This window comes from Sorlinia euscelidii (assembly GCF_036452135.1).
GTDB lineage: Bacteria > Pseudomonadota > Alphaproteobacteria > Acetobacterales > Acetobacteraceae > Sorlinia > Sorlinia euscelidii.
Genome location: NZ_JAWJZZ010000001.1, coordinates 745,290 through 763,693, shown reverse-complemented (window position 1 = coordinate 763,693; position 18,404 = coordinate 745,290). Strand labels below are relative to the sequence as shown.

Sequence of the window (18,404 nt, the reverse complement as noted above, 5' to 3'; positions counted from 1 at the left end):
ATCAGCCCGATCATCAACAGCCTCGCCCAGCTGACACGCTGGAAAAGCGTAATCGCCGCACATCAGGATGCCCCACCCTGCGTGCTGCAATTCGATACCGGCATGTCGCGCTACGGCATGTCGCTTGCGGAGGCGCAGCGTCTCGCGCGGGAGCCTGATCTTTTAAGCGGTGTTTCCGTCGCCTTCACGATGAGCCATCTCGCCAATGCCGATGCCGCATCCGATCCACACAATGCGCCCAACTGGCAGCGTTCAAGGCCATTCTGGCCTGCCTCCCGCCCGGTCCCTCCTCCATTGCCGCCTCGAGCGGCATTTTTCTTGGGGAGCACTTTCATCGTGACGTGGTGCGCCCCGGTTACGCCCTTTATGGCGGCAACCCGACACCGGGCCGCCCGAACCCATGAAGCCGGTGATCGCCCTCTATGCCCGGATGATTCAGGCACGGATCGTGCCGAAAGGTGCGGAAGTAGGATATGGCAGTACTTTCCGTGCCGCGCGTGAAAGCCGAATTGCGACGCTCGCCATCGGCTATGCGGACGGGCTTTTGCGCAGTGCTGGCGGAAAGATCTCCGTCGTGCATCCCGCCTTCCCCCAAATTGCCCTCCCCTGTGTTGGCCGCATATCGATGGACAGCATGGCCATTGACATCACGGATCTGCCGACGGCGGGCCTTGCGGAAAACACGCTGTTCGAAATCATTGGCCCGCACCGCCCTCTGGATGACGTCGCGGCCTCCCTCTCAACGATTGGCTATGAAGTGCTGACATCACTGGGCGCGCGGCATTTCCGCCTTTATCATGAGGACCGTTCATGAAAATTCTCATTCTCGGCGCTGGTGTGGTCGGCGTGACAACAGCTTGGTATCTGGCTGAGGAAGGCCATGACGTCACCATTATTGACCGTCAACCCGGCGTCGCGCTGGAAACATCCTATGGCAATGCAGGGCAGATCTCTCCAGGTTACGCGACACCCTGGGCCATGCCGGGCCTGCCTTTGAAAGCCGCGCGCTGGCTTCTGCAGAAGGAAAGCCCGCTCGTCATCCGCCCGGGCGCTCTGACGCCGATGGGTCTGCGTTTCATGATGCAGGTTCTGAGCAATTGCACACATCACGCTTACGACATCAATAAAGGCCGAATGCTGCGCATCGCGGAATATAGCCGCGACTGTCTCATAAAACTGCGTGAGAAGACGGGCATTCAATATGAAGGCCGCCAGAAGGGCCTGATCCAGCTCTTCCGCACGCAGGCGCAGATGGATCACGCGCAGGAGGATATGCGGCTTCTTGACGAAAACGGCGTGCCCCATGAGTTTTTGTCAATGCAGGAAATTCTGGCTCATGAGCCCGGGCTTGAGGGCGCGCGCGCGCGCCTGATGGGCGGGTTACGCCTGCCGGGTGATGAAAGCGGCGACTCTTTTCTATTCACGAAGCACCTTGCGGAAAAAGCGGCGGCGCGCGGCGTCAAATTTCGCTTCCGTGTGCAGATTGACGCACTCGACGCGGCCTCTGACGCGATTTATGGCGTGCGCACTTCTGAGGGGCGTCTGACGGCCGATGCGTATGTTCTTGCCATGGGAAGTTACGCGCCGCGCTTCCTCAAGCCGCTCAACATCAAAATGCCAGTCTACCCGGTAAAAGGTTATTCCCTGACAGCGCCGATCACCGACCCGACGCGTGTCCCGACGGCGACGGTCAATGATGAGAGTTTTAAAGTCGCGATCACCCGGTTTGATCAACGCGTGCGGATTGGCGGCACGGCAGAACTGACAGGCTACAGAACTCAGCTTTCACCCGATCGCCGGGCGACACTTGAGCGATCCTTCTCAGAACTTTTTGGCGGGGCTGATTTACGCCAGGCAACCTACTGGACGGGCCTGCGCCCCTGCACGCCGGACGGAACCCCCATCATCGGACCCGCAGGGCGCTACCGCAATTTATGGCTCAATGCCGGCCATGGCACATTGGGGTGGACGATGGCATGTGGCGCGGGCCAGCTACTGGCGCATCGTATCAGCGGGAAAAAAACGGAGATTCCTGCCTTGGATCTTTCGATTGATCGTTACACCGCCTGATCAACCAACCTCCTTCCTGAAATGACCCTTACTGTAAGGCGCGTGGCGGCGCGATTGCGCGCTGGTGAGTCATGCGTCGACGCCGCCTAAAAAAAGGCCGCCGCGCGCCATTTTAATCGGGATCAGCCAAGCTTAAAAAAACGCATCCTGAAGCGTGAACGCCACTTTATATCGTTCGCTCAAGTAATAGTGAGCTGTTATCGCATATAAATTAATAATGTGACGCATTCGGGGATATTGATATCATCAATGTGATTATTGTTTAAGATAATAGTTGTCAAAAAAGACATCCACCCGCATTTTACCGAATCGGCCCATTTTTATATTGATTTAAACGGTCATGATGGGATTAAGATAATTTAACAATCAATTTAACGAAGCAGGATGCCCATGGATAATTTGCTGCCGCCCCCATCCCATTCCGCGCATCCCCTTTTTGATGAGCCATCGACGGCTTCGCCCCTCCCGCAGGGAGTGACGGATTTCCGCGTGACGTCCGCCCCCGTGAGTCCGCCTGACGCTGGAATGCGGCAAGATGCCCTTCCTGCCGCAAATGGCGGCACGCCGGTGCTGGACGTCATCGCGGCACGTCAGCAAACGGCGGATTATTTACGACACGTGTCAGGACGGGAGACGCTGCTGGCCGCGACCCAACTGGCGTCGACGCATCCGCCGACGGCCGCTCAAACGATCTTGTCATCTTTGACCAATGCGGGTCGGGGCGCTGCGGACCTTCTAGCGAACAGCGCATTGACTGTCGGCCGTGCTGACGCGCCTATCATACCGGTTGCATCAACGCTTACCTTCCTGACAAGCGACACGGCTTTGATGCAGCCCGCAGCAAAGCCCGTCACCGCGCCGGAACACGCACCCGCCACCGATAACCCGACATTGATCACATCTGATGACGCGTCTGACCTGCAATCCCGACCTTTGAAGCTGTCCACTTACGGTATGGACCTCGGGCCGATCTGGGTACCGGCGCCGGGCGGAGGATGGAGCACCGGTGGCGGGGATGGCGGATGGAATATCAGCATCGGGCCGATCAATCCCGTCATGCCGGGCTATTATCCCCCGCCTGTCAGGCTGCCCTCCCCCGTAGAGGTTCGCTGGAGCGACGCGCACTCACCCAATGCGATGGCCACTTACGGTAATATTTTCTTCGACGTCTTTGGTCGCTACGCGTCAGATGTTGATCTGAACTGGGCCGCCCAGCAGGTCGGCAATGGATGGACGATCGAACAATATCGTTGGGATCAGTCGCACACTGTGACGGCCCTCAATATTTATCGCGGCGTTTTCCGCGATGTTCATGGACGTGACGCGGCCCAGGTGGACGTCGATTTCGCATCACAGAAAATCGGCTATGGCGCGTCCCTCCAGCAATATCGTTGGGACGAGGCCCATAATGATGAGGCTCTTGGACGGGAATATAAGGCTGTCTTCAGAAGCGTGCATGGACGCGATGCGCAGCAGGTCGATATTGACTTCGCGGCCCAGAAAATTGGCTATGGCGCGTCTCTCCAGCAATATCGCTGGGATGAGGCCCATAATGACGAGGCTCTCGGACGGGAATATAAAGCTGTCTTCAAAAGCGTTCACGGACGCGAAGCGCAACAGGTCGATATCGACTTCGCGGCCCAGAAAATCGGCTATGGCGCTTCCCTGGAGCAGTATCGCTGGGACGAAGCCCATAATAATGAGGCCCTCGGACGGGAATATAAGGCCGTCTTCAAAAGCGTCCATGGACGGGACCCGGCGCAATCTGACCTGGACTTCGCCGCGAAGCGGATCGGCACCGATACGTCCCTGGAGCAATATCGCTGGGATGAAGCGCATGGCGATTATGCGCGCGATAATTACGCGAAGCTCTTCAAGGAGATTCACGGGCGTGATCCGGCGCCTTCCGATCTGGACTTTGCCGCAAAGCGAATGGGCACGGATACGTCCCTGCAACAATATCGTTGGGATGAAGCGCATGGCGACTATGCGCGCGATAATTACGCGAAACTTTTTAAAGATATTCACGGGCGCGACGCGACGGCCGCCGACATTGATAATGTCGCGAAACGCATCGGTACGGATACATCCTGGCAGCAATATCGATTGGAGGAGGCGCGCAGTCCTGACACGCTTGCAAACATCCAACGATCTTACCAGCAAATATACATGTACGGCGCCTCATCTGCCGAAATTGACGCCATCGCACAGAAAATTGCCGATGGCGCATCCTGGCAGCAATATTGGAAGGACGAGGCAAACAGCCCTGCCGCACGTGCGGGTTATGCGAACGCCTATAAAAACATTCACGCGCATGACCCATCTCAAGCCGATATTGATTGGGCCGCCGAGCAGATCAGCAATGGTTATTCCCTCAAGGATTATCGCACGATAGAGGCCCGCAACGCCGAATCAACGCGCGCCATCACCTCTATCAGTCAGGAGGTAAGTGGCGCAGCGCCAACAGAAGCGCAGCTTGAACAAGCGCGGTATGACCTGGGAGGCGGGTGGGGCCTCGATAACGTCAGGATCAAACTCGCTTATTCCCCCGAGACAGCGAGTCGTCTGTCCAAACTCTATGATGACGCTGTCGCAAGCCTTGGTGACACGTATCGCGATACGATCACGGTCGGACGCGAGGTATTTGTCAAAACGCTACAATATGCTGCAGCAAACAAAGAAGTTATTTTCGAAAACATCACTGCGGCTGCCTTAGCAAGATGGATTCCAGCCCGACGCAAATATTGCGCAATATTTGCGTCGGGCGTGGAATCCATCTTGCTAAGGCAGCCGCAGTGATGTTTTCGAAAATAACTTCTTTGTTTGCTGCAGCATATTGTAGCGTTTTGACAAATACCTCGCGTCCGACCGTGATCGTATCGCGATACGTGTCACCAAGGCTTGCGACAGCGTCATCATAGAGTTTGGACAGACGACTCGCTGTCTCGGGGGAATAAGCGAGTTTGATCCTGACGTTATCGAGGCCCCACCCGCCTCCCAGGTCATACCGCGCTTGTTCAAGCTGCGCTTCTGTTGGCGCTGCGCCACTTACCTCCTGACTGATAGAGGTGATGGCGCGCGTTGATTCGGCGTTGCGGGCCTCTATCGTGCGATAATCCTTGAGGGAATAACCATTGCTGATCTGCTCGGCGGCCCAATCAATATCGGCTTGAGATGGGTCATGCGCGTGAATGTTTTTATAGGCGTTCGCATAACCCGCACGTGCGGCAGGGCTGTTTGCCTCGTCCTTCCAATATTGCTGCCAGGATGCGCCATCGGCAATTTTCTGTGCGATGGCGTCAATTTCGGCAGATGAGGCGCCGTACATGTATATTTGCTGGTAAGATCGTTGGATGTTTGCAAGCGTGTCAGGACTGCGCGCCTCCTCCAATCGATATTGCTGCCAGGATGTATCCGTACCGATGCGTTTCGCGACATTATCAATGTCGGCGGCCGTCGCGTCGCGCCCGTGAATATCTTTAAAAAGTTTCGCGTAATTATCGCGCGCATAGTCGCCATGCGCTTCATCCCAACGATATTGTTGCAGGGACGTATCCGTGCCCATTCGCTTTGCGGCAAAGTCCAGATCGGAAGGCGCCGGATCACGCCCGTGAATCTCCTTGAAGAGCTTCGCGTAATTATCGCGCGCATAATCGCCATGCGCTTCATCCCAGCGATATTGCTCCAGGGACGTATCGGTGCCGATCCGCTTCGCGGCGAAGTCCAGGTCAGATTGCGCCGGGTCCCGTCCATGGACGCTTTTGAAGACGGCCTTATATTCCCGTCCGAGGGCCTCATTATTATGGGCTTCGTCCCAGCGATACTGCTCCAGGGAAGCGCCATAGCCGATTTTCTGGGCCGCGAAGTCGATATCGACCTGTTGCGCTTCGCGTCCGTGAACGCTTTTGAAGACAGCTTTATATTCCCGTCCGAGAGCCTCGTCATTATGGGCCTCATCCCAGCGATATTGCTGGAGAGACGCGCCATAGCCAATTTTCTGGGCCGCGAAGTCAATATCGACCTGCTGCGCATCGCGTCCATGCACGCTTCTGAAGACAGCCTTATATTCCCGTCCAAGAGCCTCATCATTATGGGCCTCGTCCCAACGATATTGCTGGAGGGACGCGCCATAGCCGATTTTCTGTGATGCGAAATCGACGTCCACCTGGGCCGCGTCACGTCCATGAACATCGCGGAAAACGCCGCGATAAATATTGAGGGCCGTCACAGTGTGCGACTGATCCCAACGATATTGTTCGATCGTCCATCCATTGCCGACCTGCTGGGCGGCCCAGTTCAGATCAACATCTGACGCGTAGCGACCAAAGACGTCGAAGAAAATATTACCGTAAGTGGCCATCGCATTGGGTGAGTGCGCGTCGCTCCAGCGAACCTCTACGGGGGAGGGCAGCCTGACAGGCGGGGGATAATAGCCCGGCATGACGGGATTGATCGGCCCGATGCTGATATTCCATCCGCCATCCCCGCCACCGGTGCTCCATCCTCCGCCCGGCGCCGGTACCCAGATCGGCCCGAGGTCCATACCGTAAGTGGACAGCTTCAAAGGTCGGGATTGCAGGTCAGACGCGTCATCAGATGTGATCAATGTCGGGTTATCGGTGGCGGGTGCGTGTTCCGGCGCGGTGACGGGCTTTGCTGCGGGCTGCATCAAAGCCGTGTCGCTTGTCAGGAAGGTAAGCGTTGATGCAACCGGTATGATAGGCGCGTCAGCACGGCCGACAGTCAATGCGCTGTTCGCTAGAAGGTCCGCAGCGCCCCGACCCGCATTGGTCAAAGATGACAAGATCGTTTGAGCGGCCGTCGGCGGATGCGTCGACGCCAGTTGGGTCGCGGCCAGCAGCGTCTCCCGTCCTGACACGTGTCGTAAATAATCCGCCGTTTGCTGACGTGCCGCGATGACGTCCAGCACCGGCGTGCCGCCATTTGCGGCAGGAAGGGCATCTTGCCGCATTCCAGCGTCAGGCGGACTCACGGGGGCGGACGTCACGCGGAAATCCGTCACTCCCTGCGGGAGGGGCGAAGCCGTCGATGGCTCATCAAAAAGGGGATGCGCGGAATGGGATGGGGGCGGCAGCAAATTATCCATGGGCATCCTGCTTCGTTAAATTGATTGTTAAATTATCTTAATCCCATCATGACCGTTTAAATCAATATAAAAATGGGCCGATTCGGTAAAATGCGGGTGGATGTCTTTTTTTGACAACTATTATCTTAAACAATAATCACATTGATGATATCAATATCCCCGAATGCGTCACATTATTAATTTATATGCGATAACAGCTCACTATTACTTGAGCGAACGATATAAAGTGGCGTTCACGCTTCAGGATGCGTTTTTTTAAGCTTGGCTGATCCCGATTAAAATGGCGCGCGGCGGCCTTTTTTTAGGCGGCGTCGACGCATGACTCACCAGCGCGCAATCGCGCCGCCACGCGCCTTACAGTAAGGGTCATTTCAGGAAGGAGGTTGGTTGATCAGGCGGTGTAACGATCAATCGAAAGATCCAAGGCAGGAATCTCCGTTTTTTTCCCGCTGATACGATGCGCCAGTAGCTGGCCCGCGCCACATGCCATCGTCCACCCCAATGTGCCATGGCCGGCATTGAGCCATAAATTGCGGTAGCGCCCTGCGGGTCCGATGATGGGGGTTCCGTCCGGCGTGCAGGGGCGCAGGCCCGTCCAGTAGGTTGCCTGGCGTAAATCAGCCCCGCCAAAAAGTTCTGAGAAGGATCGCTCAAGTGTCGCCCGGCGATCGGGTGAAAGCTGAGTTCTGTAGCCTGTCAGTTCTGCCGTGCCGCCAATCCGCACGCGTTGATCAAACCGGGTGATCGCGACTTTAAAACTCTCATCATTGACCGTCGCCGTCGGGACACGCGTCGGGTCGGTGATCGGCGCTGTCAGGGAATAACCTTTTACCGGGTAGACTGGCATTTTGATGTTGAGCGGCTTGAGGAAGCGCGGCGCGTAACTTCCCATGGCAAGAACATACGCATCGGCCGTCAGACGCCCCTCAGAAGTGCGCACGCCATAAATCGCGTCAGAGGCCGCGTCGAGTGCGTCAATCTGCACACGGAAGCGAAATTTGACGCCGCGCGCCGCCGCTTTTTCCGCAAGGTGCTTCGTGAATAGAAAAGAGTCGCCGCTTTCATCACCCGGCAGGCGTAACCCGCCCATCAGGCGCGCGCGCGCGCCCTCAAGCCCGGGCTCATGAGCCAGAATTTCCTGCATTGACAAAAACTCATGGGGCACGCCGTTTTCGTCAAGAAGCCGCATATCCTCCTGCGCGTGATCCATCTGCGCCTGCGTGCGGAAGAGCTGGATCAGGCCCTTCTGGCGGCCTTCATATTGAATGCCCGTCTTCTCACGCAGTTTTATGAGACAGTCGCGGCTATATTCCGCGATGCGCAGCATTCGGCCTTTATTGATGTCGTAAGCGTGATGTGTGCAATTGCTCAGAACCTGCATCATGAAACGCAGACCCATCGGCGTCAGAGCGCCCGGGCGGATGACGAGCGGGCTTTCCTTCTGCAGAAGCCAGCGCGCGGCTTTCAAAGGCAGGCCCGGCATGGCCCAGGGTGTCGCGTAACCTGGAGAGATCTGCCCTGCATTGCCATAGGATGTTTCCAGCGCGACGCCGGGTTGACGGTCAATAATGGTGACGTCATGGCCTTCCTCAGCCAGATACCAAGCTGTTGTCACGCCGACCACACCAGCGCCGAGAATGAGAATTTTCATGAACGGTCCTCATGATAAAGGCGGAAATGCCGCGCGCCCAGTGATGTCAGCACTTCATAGCCAATCGTTGAGAGGGAGGCCGCGACGTCATCCAGAGGGCGGTGCGGGCCAATGATTTCGAACAGCGTGTTTTCCGCAAGGCCCGCCGTCGGCAGATCCGTGATGTCAATGGCCATGCTGTCCATCGATATGCGGCCAACACAGGGGAGGGCAATTTGGGGGAAGGCGGGATGCACGACGGAGATCTTTCCGCCAGCACTGCGCAAAAGCCCGTCCGCATAGCCGATGGCGAGCGTCGCAATTCGGCTTTCACGCGCGGCACGGAAAGTACTGCCATATCCTACTTCCGCACCTTTCGGCACGATCCGTGCCTGAATCATCCGGGCATAGAGGGCGATCACCGGCTTCATGGGGTTCGGGCGGCCCGGTGTCGGGTTGCCGCCATAAAGGGCGTAACCGGGGCGCACCACGTCACGATGAAAGTGCTCCCCAAGAAAAATGCCGCTCGAGGCGGCAATGGAGGAGGGACCGGGCGGGAGGCAGGCCAGAATGGCCTTGAACGCTGCCAGTTGGGCGGCATTGTGTGGATCGGATGCGGCATCGGCATTGGCGAGATGGCTCATCGTGAAGGCGACGGAAACACCGCTTAAAAGATCAGGCTCCCGCGCGAGACGCTGCGCCTCCGCAAGCGACATGCCGTAGCGCGACATGCCGGTATCGAATTGCAGCACGCAGGGTGGGGCATCCTGATGTGCGGCGATTACGCTTTTCCAGCGTGTCAGCTGGGCGAGGCTGTTGATGATCGGGCTGATGCGAGCCGCCGCCAGGGCGGCATCATCTTCCGTAAAAGGCCCGTTGAGGAGGTGAATAAAGCTATCGGAACCGCTTTGGCCGCCGGCGCAGTGATCCAGGATCGGACGAAGCTCAAGCGCTTCATCACGTGTCGCGACGAAAAAACGTCGGCATCCAGCCGCGTATAGGGCGGGCACGACCTGTGCAACGCCGAGTCCATATGCGTTGGCCTTGACGGCAGCAGCGACTTCAACCGAGGGGCCGACTTCCCTTGCCAGACGCTGGTAATTCTCACCAATGGCGGAGAGGTTGATTTCCAACAAGCCACCATTATCGGGCGCGGAGAGGGCCGTTATCGGGGCATTTTCTTTTGGCGGGTCCGCGTGCTTCATATCGATACCGTAGCAAAACCAGATTTTTCTGTTAAGTCTTAAAGGTGTCAGCGCCCGCCTGATGTCGCATCATCACCCCGGTTGAGGCACGCCTTTACTGGTCGAATACTCAAAATGCAACGCTGTCTCAGGATAAATAATAGGATAAATGGCGTGTGCGGCCATTGCACCTTCACTGAAACCTTGCAGAATCAGTTTGAGCTTGCCCGGATAACTGGCGACGTCACCGATCGCGAAAATCCCCGGTTGGCTTGTCTCCATGGTGACGGGCATGACGGGCAATGTGTTCCGCGTCACAGCGAGGTTCCATCCCAAAATCGGGCCGAGATCTGTCGAGAGGCCGTAAAAAGGTAAAAGATGCGTTGCGTTGAGGCGGCGGGTCTTCCCCTCAAGGTCAATCACCTCCACCTCTGCCAGTTTCCCTTCCTCGCCATAGAGCGCATGGAGCTGATAGGGAACGATTTTTTCAACCTTTCCGGAGGCAATGCAGGACTCAACCCGCGCCAGCGTTTCCGGCGCGCCCCGAAACCGGTCGCGACGATGCACGAGATATATCTTCCGGCAGATTTCGGAAAGCTCAATCACCCAGTCCAACGCCGAATCGCCACCGCCTGCGATCACAATATCTTTATCGGTAAAATCAGCTTTGCGGCGCACATAGTAACGCACGGCGCCGCTTTTCTCATAATCGCCAAGCGCGTCCAGAGGTGGGCGGTTTGGGCCGAAAGCACCCGCGCCGGCGGCGATGATGATCGCCTTGGCGTGGATCTGCGCGCCCTTATCCGTGCCAAGGCGGAATGCGCCGCGATAGCCGCTGAGCGTCGTCACCTGATGTCCGAGAAGGCGCGGCACGTCAAAAGGTGCGATCTGCGCCTCAAGGGATTCAATCAACGCACCGCCAGTGATGGCGGGGTGCGCGGGGATGTCGTAAATCGGTTTTTCCGGATAGAGCGCCGCACATTGTCCGCCTACCTCATCCAACGCATCAATAAGCAATGTTTTCAGGCGCAACATGCTGCATTCAAACGCCGCGAAGAGGGCTGTCGGCCCGGCTCCGATAATGGCTACGTCAGTCTCCAAGGGTGTTTGCGGCATGTCTGTCACCTATTATCTATCGTGCCCCGCCGTTGCTTATCAGAAACCGAACGCATCGTCTCGGCTTAAAGCGTCAGGCATTGAGAGTCCGTCCTCTCACCATCATGCGGGGTGCGGGTGCGGCTTCGGGCCATTTCGCGGCACAACGCACGCGCATCATCATCTTATTCATGTTAAGCAGGCAGAATGACAGAACAACCCTTGCGCTACCATGTGGCCAGCTTGAAAGAAACAGAAGCCCTCGCACGGAAAGTTGCGCAGGTGACGATGCCAGGTGACGTCATCGCGCTTCATGGCGAAATGGGCGTGGGGAAGTCGGTTTTCGCGCGGGCTTTCATCCGCGCCCGGGCGGGTGACGCGAAACTGGATGTGCCGAGCCCCACTTTCGCGCTGGTCCAGCTATACAGCCTGCCATCGGGCGATATCGTTCATTACGATCTATGGCGTCTCGACGCTGTGGATGCGATGCAGGAACTCGGGCTGGACGCCGATGAGGGGGCCATCATGCTGGTGGAATGGCCGGAAAAAGCCGGTCGCTACCTGCCTGCCCACGCCCTGCACATTCATTTATCCGAGCCGGAAAAGGCGCATGGCGTGAAGGACACGGCAAAAACCATTGAGAATGGCCCGCGTGACATCATCATCTCCGGATGGCATGAGCGCCTGGCATGAGGGTGGTCGCGGTCGCGGCTTCTGACAGTTTTTTTGACGTCGTCGCGTTTCACTGGCAACGCATCATGGAAGGGGCGGCGCATCGGGAGGCTGATGGCGTCATCATCGTCCCTAATCGTCGCGCCGCCATGCAGATCTCCGAGGCTTTTCTGCGGCTCTGCGATGGCGAGGCCATGTTACTGCCGCGGATCGTTCCGTTCTCTGAACTTGAAAAAATCATGGAGTTCACGCTCCGCCCGCAATATCTGCCTGCAACCGGGTCCGGCACGGAATTAAGGTCCGCCCTTGACGCGCTTCTGACTCTGCCGCCTGCATGTGATAAAATGCAGCGTCTGGCCGCGTTATCTTCACTGGTTTTAAGGTCAGGCGATGCATTTGCGGTGCGTCCGGGGCTGGACCAGGCCTGGAGCCTCGCTCAGGCGCTCGCCGATCTCATGGATGATGCGGAGCGCGCGGAAATTGACCTCGCCGCGCGATTGCCAGAAGCGGATGATGGTGAATTCGCCGCGCATTGGCAGCGCTGCCTTGATTTCCTCAAAATCGTCACGGCGTTCTGGCCGGATTATCTGAGGGAGGGGGGTATCACCAATCCGGTGGCGCGTCAGAATCATGTCATCGGGGTCATGACGGCTGCGTGGGAAGCGGCGCAACCCACCCTGCCGATCTGGGCTGTCGGGTTTACGGATATTGCAAGTTCCGTCGGCATGTTTCTCTCGACGGTCGCCCGTCTGCCAAATGGTTGCGTGGTGCTTCCGGGTCTGGATCAGGCATTGGAGGACGCGCTTTGGGCAAATCTCCCCGAAAGCCACCCGCAATTTGGCCTGAAATCGATCCTGAACGCGATCGGGGTGGATAGAGCTGATCTTCCCCTTTGGTCGCAGGGTTTTCCGTGGGTCGACGCGATCCCGGAAGGCCGGATTGCCATGCTGCGCGCCGCCATGACACCCGCAGCCGGTGTGGCGCAATGGATGCGTGACCCGCAACCCTGTGATCTGACCGGTCTATCGCGTCTCAATTGTGAAGACCCGCAGCAGGAAGCCCGCGCGATTGCCATGATCCTGCGAGAGGCGCTTGAGCATCCCGGTCATCGCGTGGCCCTGATCACGCCGGACCGCCAGATCGCCCGCCGTGTTTCTGTCGAGCTGCTGCGCTTCGGCATTGTCGCGGATGATAGTGCGGGTGAGGCGCTTGCTTTGACGCCCTCAGCCGTTTTCATCCGCCTTCTTGCGGAAGCTGTCGCGTCAGAGCTGGCGCCGGTCCCTTTACTGGCGCTGCTGAAACATCCGCTTTCAGCCTGTGGCTTGTCGCAGGGGGCCTGCCGTGCAAGTGCCCGCAAATTGGAACGCATGGTCCTGCGCGGTCCGGCCCCGCCACCAGGTTTTGAAGGGTTGCGCCTGCGCTGCCGCGATGAAGGCGATGGGGAAGCCGAACTGGCGGATCGGCCTGATCAACCCGTTGCGCCGGAGGACTTCATTGATCGCCTGGAGAAAATCCTCAATCCGCTTCTGACCTGCGGGGATGCGCCGCTTCCGACCTTGCTGACGCGGTTGATCAATGTTGCGGAGGCTCTGGCCAGTACGACGGAGACGGACGGGGCGGATCGTTTATGGTTCGGGGAAGCGGGGCATGCTCTGGCTGAGCATCTTTCCGGCCTGATGCAATTCACTGACCTGCTCGGCGCGCAGGGTTTTGCGACCCTCCCGGCCTTTCTTGCGGCATCCATGCAGGGTCAATCTGTGATGGGCCAGCATATTCTGCGCGGACGGGAGGGGGGCGCTTTGCATCCGCGCGTCTATATTCTCGGCCTCATTGAAGCGCGGCTGCAACGTTTTGACCTCGCCGTACTGGCTGGGCTGGAAGAGCAGATATGGCCGCGCATCGCGGAGCCGAGCCCCTGGTTGAGCCGACCCATGCGCCTCAAAATCGGCCTACCCGCGCCGGAACATGATGTTGGCGCGAGCGCGTTCGATTTCGTGTCGGGGATGTGCAGCGCCTCCCGTGTCGTTCTGTCCCATGTTGTGCGGCGTGAAAATGCACCTTCCGTGCCATCACGATGGCTGGTGCGCATCCACGCTTACCTGGAAGGACGCGGTCAGTCCCTGCCTCAGCATCCTGCGCGGCAATGGCAGATGCAGATCGATCAACCGGAAGGGCCGACAACGCCCGCCGCGCAACCTGCGCCGCGCCCACCCGTGCCGCTTCGTCCCCGCCGCCTCAGCGTCACGGAAATCGATACGTGGCTGCGTGACCCTTACGCCATCTATGCGCGACATATCCTCAAACTGCGTCCGCTCGACGCCATCAATGCCCCGCCGGGGCGGGCCGATATCGGCGTTATCGTGCATGAAGCTCTGGCGGAATGGCTCCAGGGCCGGAAGCGGGATGTCGGCCATTTGACACGCTTGCTGCATGAGAAATTGGCGCGATCACCCATGCGGCCTGCCATGCGGGCCTGGTGGCGGGGTCGCTTCACGCTGATTGCGAAGGAGATCGTGGCGTTTGAGGCGGGCAGGGACTTCCGCCCCGAGCAATCCTGGGGGGAAGCCGCCGGCAAATTGCGTCTCGACGCGCCGCAGGGTGGGTTTGATCTGACAGCGCGCGCGGATCGTATTGATCGCGATGGGTTGGGGCAGGTCTGCGTGATTGATTACAAAACAGGCCAGCCGCCGAGGCGCAAGGACGCAGATGCTGGCTGGGCCTCGCAACTCTGGCTGGAGGCGGCGATGATCCTGCGAGGTGCCTTTGACGGCATCACCGCACAAGGTTTCACATCATTGGAGTATTGGCGCGTCTCCGGCAATGCGGCGTCAGATCGCATCGTCGTCATTGCCAACGGGTCGGAGGGCGATATTGCCGAAGAAGCTGAAACTCGCGTGCGGCGGCTCGAAGAATGGGTGGCGCGATATGATGACCCGGATATGCCCTATATCGCACAACCTTATCCGGAATATGCGCCACGTTTTGATGATTACGGCCATCTGGCCCGCGTCAAGGAGTGGCGCATCAGCGCGGAGGGAGATGAATGAACGAGGCGCCGCCTGATGAGATCGATATTCGCCTCGATGATGCTGCGCCAGTAGGTGATGCTGTCGCGCGGGCGGAGCGGCTTCAGCGCGATGCTTCTGACCCGCGCGCTTCCGTTTTCGTTTCCGCCTCGGCAGGGAGTGGCAAAACCAAATTATTGATCGACCGGTTACTGCGCCTGATGTTGCCGCTGGCCGAACCGGACCCGCGGACCGGCGAGATGCGGATTATCCCCGGTATCGACCCTGCGCGGATCCAAAGCCTGACCTATACAAAAGCCGCCGCTGCGGAGATGGCGACGCGCCTTCAATCCGTATTGGGGCGATGGGTCACAATGTCTGATGACAATCTGGATCAAGAATTGCGCAAGCTGGATGTGCCATGTAGTGAGGCGACGCGCGACGCGGCGCGCGCCTTGTTTGCGCAGGTGTTGGATTGCCCGGGCGGGATGCGGATCGGGACGATCCACGCTTTCTGCCAGTCCCTTTTAAGACGTTTTCCGCTTGAGGCGGCCATCGCGCCGCAATTTCAGCTGATGGAAGATCCCGATACCGCCTCCGCCCTTCATCAGGCGCTGGAAACGGAAATTCTTGAGACGGCTTCGAGGGGTTCGGGAGAGGGTTTTGCCGCGCTCAGCCAGAAGCGGGAATATAATTCGGTCAAAGAGTTTGCCGCAAAATTATATGGTGCGCGCGGGTCTTTGAGCGGGTTCCGACGCATGTCGTCCTCAACGTTGGACGATCTGGAAACGACCTGTCAGCGTCTTTTATCGCTCGAACATGTCGATTTATTGATGGCGCTTGAAGCCTGCCTGACGCCGCGTGATGAAGCCGGGCTGCGTGACGCGGCGAAACAGCTCGCCGCGTTCGGGACACCGGCCGCACGCGCGCGACTTGAAGCGATGATGTTGTGGCTGAACACACCGGTGGAAGCGCGCGACGTCGAAGCCTGGCGCAAAGTTTTATTGACTGTGAAGGATACGCCTCTCAAACCCGTCGCTTATGCCAGCAAGAAATACCAGGAATCACATGCGCATCTGATTGCAGTGATTGTAAGCGAAGCTGAGCGTTTTATTGAGGCGTTGCGGCAGTACCAGCTTCATGAGGTTTATCATTTAACCATCACCAGCCTTGCCTTGATTTTCGGCGCGCTGCGGCGTCTCGATGGTGACAAGGCGCGGCGTGGCCTGGTCGATTATGAAGATCTCATCGCCGCGACCCAGAACCTCCTGCGGGACCCCGGCGCGGCCTGGGTGCTCTTCAGGCTTGATGGCGGTATCGATCACCTTCTGCTCGATGAGGTTCAGGATACATCGCCCGCGCAATGGGATATTGCCCGCGCCCTGACGGAGGATTTTTTCTCCGGCGCGCCCCTGCGGGAAAGCCACGCGCTACGACCGCGCACGATTTTCGCGGTGGGTGACTTCAAGCAGTCCATTTTCAGCTTTCAAGGGGCGAAGCCGCAGGCTTTTCTGGATGCGCGCGCCGATTTCAGTGCGCGTGTGCGTCAGGCGAACCAGAAATGGCGTGCGCCCAGTCTTGACGTGTCGTTCCGCTCCAGCGCGCCGGTCCTGCAACTTGTCGATGCGGTTTTCGCCAACCCGCTGGCTGCGGAGGGGATGGCGGCGTTTCATGCGGGTGATGAAACCGGCATACCCCGCCATCGCCCGGCGCGGCGGGGACATTGGGGCCGTGTCGAAATCTGGCCGAAACTCCCGCGTGCGGAGAAGGATGACGCGATTGACCCATGGAAGCCAGCCACACGGGCCAACCCGTCCCGCCTGACCGCGCAACGCATGGCGGATGCCATCGCCGCGTGGCTGAGGGAACATCTCGGCCGGGCGCCCCGCCCCGGCCAGCCGCCACTTGAGCCGGGAGATGTGCTGATCCTCGTGCGGCGTCGATCACCCTTCCTCTGGGCATTGGTGCGGGCTTTGAAATCCGCCAATATCGATGTGGCGACCCTTATCCGTGCCAACTTGACCGACCAGCTTGCCGTGCAGGACATGATCGCCCTTGCGGAGGTGCTTCTTCTACCGCAGGACGATCTGAAACTCGCCACCGTGTTGACGTCGCCGCTGGGTGATCTCTCCGATCAGTCGCTGATGGCTTTGGCGGCCGGACGGGGAGCCCGGCCGCTCATCGTGACTTTGCAGGCGCGCCATCACGAGCGGCCCGAATGGACCCTGGCTTGGGAAATGATTTCCGGCTTACAGGCGCGTCTCGATTTCGCGGCGCCTTATGACATTCTCGCCGATGCGTTAGGGCGTTATGGCGGGCGCGCCCGTTTCCTCAAGCGTTTAGGGGTTGAGGCGCGGGATGCGCTGGATGACCTCATGACAATGGCGCTGCAATATGATGCGGGGCATGCGCCCTCCATGCAGGGTTTCCTCGCCTGGCTGCAGGAAAGTGACGGCGCGGTGACGCGCGATGCGGAGGCTGAGAGCAGCGCAGTGCGCATTATGACGGTCCACGCCTCGAAGGGCCTTCAGTCCCGCCTCGTCATTTTGCCGGACACGGCACCACAGGGCGGGGGGCAGGAGAGTTACATCACCGTAAAAGATGGCGCGTCTGACGTGCCTTTCATGACGGTAAGCGGCGCCAGCCACGCCTCCGCCCTTGCCGCGGCGAAGGCGGAACGCGTCAAAGCCGTGCGGGAGGAGAGCCACCGCCTGCTTTACGTTGCGCTGACCCGCGCAAAGGATTGGCTTGTCATCTGCGGATGGGAGCCAGGTAAAAAAGGCCATGAGGCGGATGACTGGTACGGTCTCTGCGCCGAGGGATTTACGCAATTACTCACGCGTGAGAAAGAGTTCGCACAAGGTTGGGCAGGGCAGACCCTGATCCACGAAATTTTACCGCCGTCGAAACGCGATGAAGACAGGGCCAGCGCGCCCGATGAGGGCCGCGAGGTGGGCGCAGAGCCGGACATTAATACCGATTCGACGCCTTTGCCCGCCATTTTCGGGCAGGCCCCCTTATGGCGTCCACAGCCTCCGGGGATTGAACCGCGCATTGTGCGCCCGCTGGCGCCGAGCCGACCGGACGGAAATGTTTTTGGCCCGACCCCGCCTTCGCGCTCCCCTCTGGAGATGACTTCACCCGGGCCGCGCGCGCAGGCGCTGCGCCGAGGTTTGATTATGCATCGCTTACTACAGTTTTTGCCGGACCTGCCGGCGGCGGAGAGGCGGGCGCACGCGCTCAGATGGCTGGGTCAGACCGGTTTTGGCCTGGATGAGGCGACAAGATCGCGTCTGGCCGATGACGTGTTAGGCGTCATTGACCACCCGATATTGAAACCTCTGTTTGGACCTCACTCGAGGGCGGAGCAGACGATAACGGGGCTTGTCGGGGACAATGTGATTGTCGGGCAGGTGGATCGCTATGCTTTTACGAAAGGGCGACTTTATATCTGTGATTTCAAAACCAATCAAAAGCCTCCCCAACGTCCTGACGCCGTGCCTGAAACCTATCGCAGGCAAATGGCCGCCTATGCGGCGATATTGCAGCAGATCTATGATCCTGCGGAGATCGTGGCCTCCCTCGTTTGGACGGAAGGGGCGCGCGTGACAATTTTACCGCCTGAAATGCTTCATTTCTGA

General features: G+C 58.7%; 11 protein-coding genes. 7 read left to right on the top strand and 4 right to left on the bottom strand.

Annotated elements, in window-relative coordinates:
* The 4 genes from CGLAMM_RS03555 to CGLAMM_RS03540 form a co-directional block, all read left to right on the top strand.
* On the top strand, positions 1–501 hold a 501-nt coding region (locus tag CGLAMM_RS03555; protein WP_471821726.1), incomplete at its 5' end, for an alanine racemase.
* Positions 449–814 carry an alanine racemase gene (locus tag CGLAMM_RS03550; protein ID WP_418115367.1) on the top strand — a complete coding sequence of 122 codons (366 nt, stop codon included), beginning with the start codon at positions 449–451 and terminating at the stop codon, positions 812–814. The genes CGLAMM_RS03555 and CGLAMM_RS03550, both read left to right, overlap by 53 nt.
* Positions 811–2,070: a D-amino acid dehydrogenase gene (locus CGLAMM_RS03545; protein WP_394819284.1), complete on the top strand. Its 1,260-nt coding sequence runs from the start codon at positions 811–813 to the stop codon at positions 2,068–2,070. The genes CGLAMM_RS03550 and CGLAMM_RS03545 overlap by 4 nt, the downstream gene beginning before the upstream one ends.
* Before the next feature lie 390 nt (positions 2,071–2,460).
* Positions 2,461–4,869 carry a hypothetical protein gene (locus CGLAMM_RS03540; RefSeq protein ID WP_418115348.1) on the top strand — a complete coding sequence of 803 codons (2,409 nt, stop codon included), beginning with the start codon at positions 2,461–2,463 and terminating at the stop codon, positions 4,867–4,869.
* On the opposite strand, the gene CGLAMM_RS03535 is transcribed toward CGLAMM_RS03540, so the two are convergent.
* From CGLAMM_RS03535 to CGLAMM_RS03520, 4 genes are all read right to left on the bottom strand, one after another.
* Positions 4,769–7,177, bottom strand: a complete 2,409-nt coding sequence (locus CGLAMM_RS03535) for a hypothetical protein (protein ID WP_418115347.1) — start codon at positions 7,175–7,177, stop codon at positions 4,769–4,771. The genes CGLAMM_RS03540 and CGLAMM_RS03535 overlap by 101 nt on opposite strands.
* 391 nt (positions 7,178–7,568) lie before the next feature.
* A complete protein-coding gene (locus tag CGLAMM_RS03530; RefSeq protein ID WP_394819284.1) occupies positions 7,569–8,828 on the bottom strand; it encodes a D-amino acid dehydrogenase in 1,260 nt (419 codons plus the stop codon).
* Positions 8,825–10,012, bottom strand: a complete 1,188-nt coding sequence (gene alr / locus CGLAMM_RS03525) for an alanine racemase (RefSeq protein ID WP_394819285.1) — start codon at positions 10,010–10,012, stop codon at positions 8,825–8,827. Before alr ends, CGLAMM_RS03530 begins: the two co-directional genes overlap by 4 nt.
* 72 nt (positions 10,013–10,084) lie before the next feature.
* Entirely contained in the window at positions 10,085–11,107 is a 1,023-nt protein-coding gene (locus CGLAMM_RS03520; protein ID WP_394819286.1) for an NAD(P)/FAD-dependent oxidoreductase, read from the bottom strand.
* A 186-nt stretch (positions 11,108–11,293) separates the two neighbouring features.
* Here CGLAMM_RS03520 and tsaE point away from each other — a divergent pair, with 186 nt between their 5' ends.
* Genes tsaE through addA form a run of 3 tightly spaced genes read left to right on the top strand, consistent with a single transcriptional unit; the run spans position 11,294 to position 18,404 of the window.
* Positions 11,294–11,779 (top strand): tRNA (adenosine(37)-N6)-threonylcarbamoyltransferase complex ATPase subunit type 1 TsaE, encoded by a 486-nt coding sequence (gene tsaE / locus CGLAMM_RS03515; protein WP_394819287.1) that lies wholly within the window; start codon positions 11,294–11,296, stop codon positions 11,777–11,779.
* Positions 11,776–14,805 (top strand): double-strand break repair protein AddB, encoded by a 3,030-nt coding sequence (gene addB / locus CGLAMM_RS03510; protein ID WP_394819288.1) that lies wholly within the window; start codon positions 11,776–11,778, stop codon positions 14,803–14,805. The genes tsaE and addB overlap by 4 nt, the downstream gene beginning before the upstream one ends.
* Entirely contained in the window at positions 14,802–18,404 is a 3,603-nt protein-coding gene (addA, locus tag CGLAMM_RS03505; protein ID WP_418115346.1) for a double-strand break repair helicase AddA, read from the top strand. Before addB ends, addA begins: the two co-directional genes overlap by 4 nt.

Coding starts and splice junctions, on each gene's coding strand:
- tsaE (WP_394819287.1), top strand. CDS start 11,294: ATGACAGAACAACCCTTGCGCTACCATGTGGCCAGCTTGAAAGAAACA.
- addA (WP_418115346.1), top strand. CDS start 14,802: ATGAACGAGGCGCCGCCTGATGAGATCGATATTCGCCTCGATGATGCT.
- addB (WP_394819288.1), top strand. CDS start 11,776: ATGAGGGTGGTCGCGGTCGCGGCTTCTGACAGTTTTTTTGACGTCGTC.
- alr (WP_394819285.1), bottom strand. CDS start 10,012: ATGAAGCACGCGGACCCGCCAAAAGAAAATGCCCCGATAACGGCCCTC.
- CGLAMM_RS03545 (WP_394819284.1), top strand. CDS start 811: ATGAAAATTCTCATTCTCGGCGCTGGTGTGGTCGGCGTGACAACAGCT.
- CGLAMM_RS03540 (WP_418115348.1), top strand. CDS start 2,461: ATGGATAATTTGCTGCCGCCCCCATCCCATTCCGCGCATCCCCTTTTT.
- CGLAMM_RS03530 (WP_394819284.1), bottom strand. CDS start 8,828: ATGAAAATTCTCATTCTCGGCGCTGGTGTGGTCGGCGTGACAACAGCT.
- CGLAMM_RS03520 (WP_394819286.1), bottom strand. CDS start 11,107: ATGCCGCAAACACCCTTGGAGACTGACGTAGCCATTATCGGAGCCGGG.
- CGLAMM_RS03535 (WP_418115347.1), bottom strand. CDS start 7,177: ATGGATAATTTGCTGCCGCCCCCATCCCATTCCGCGCATCCCCTTTTT.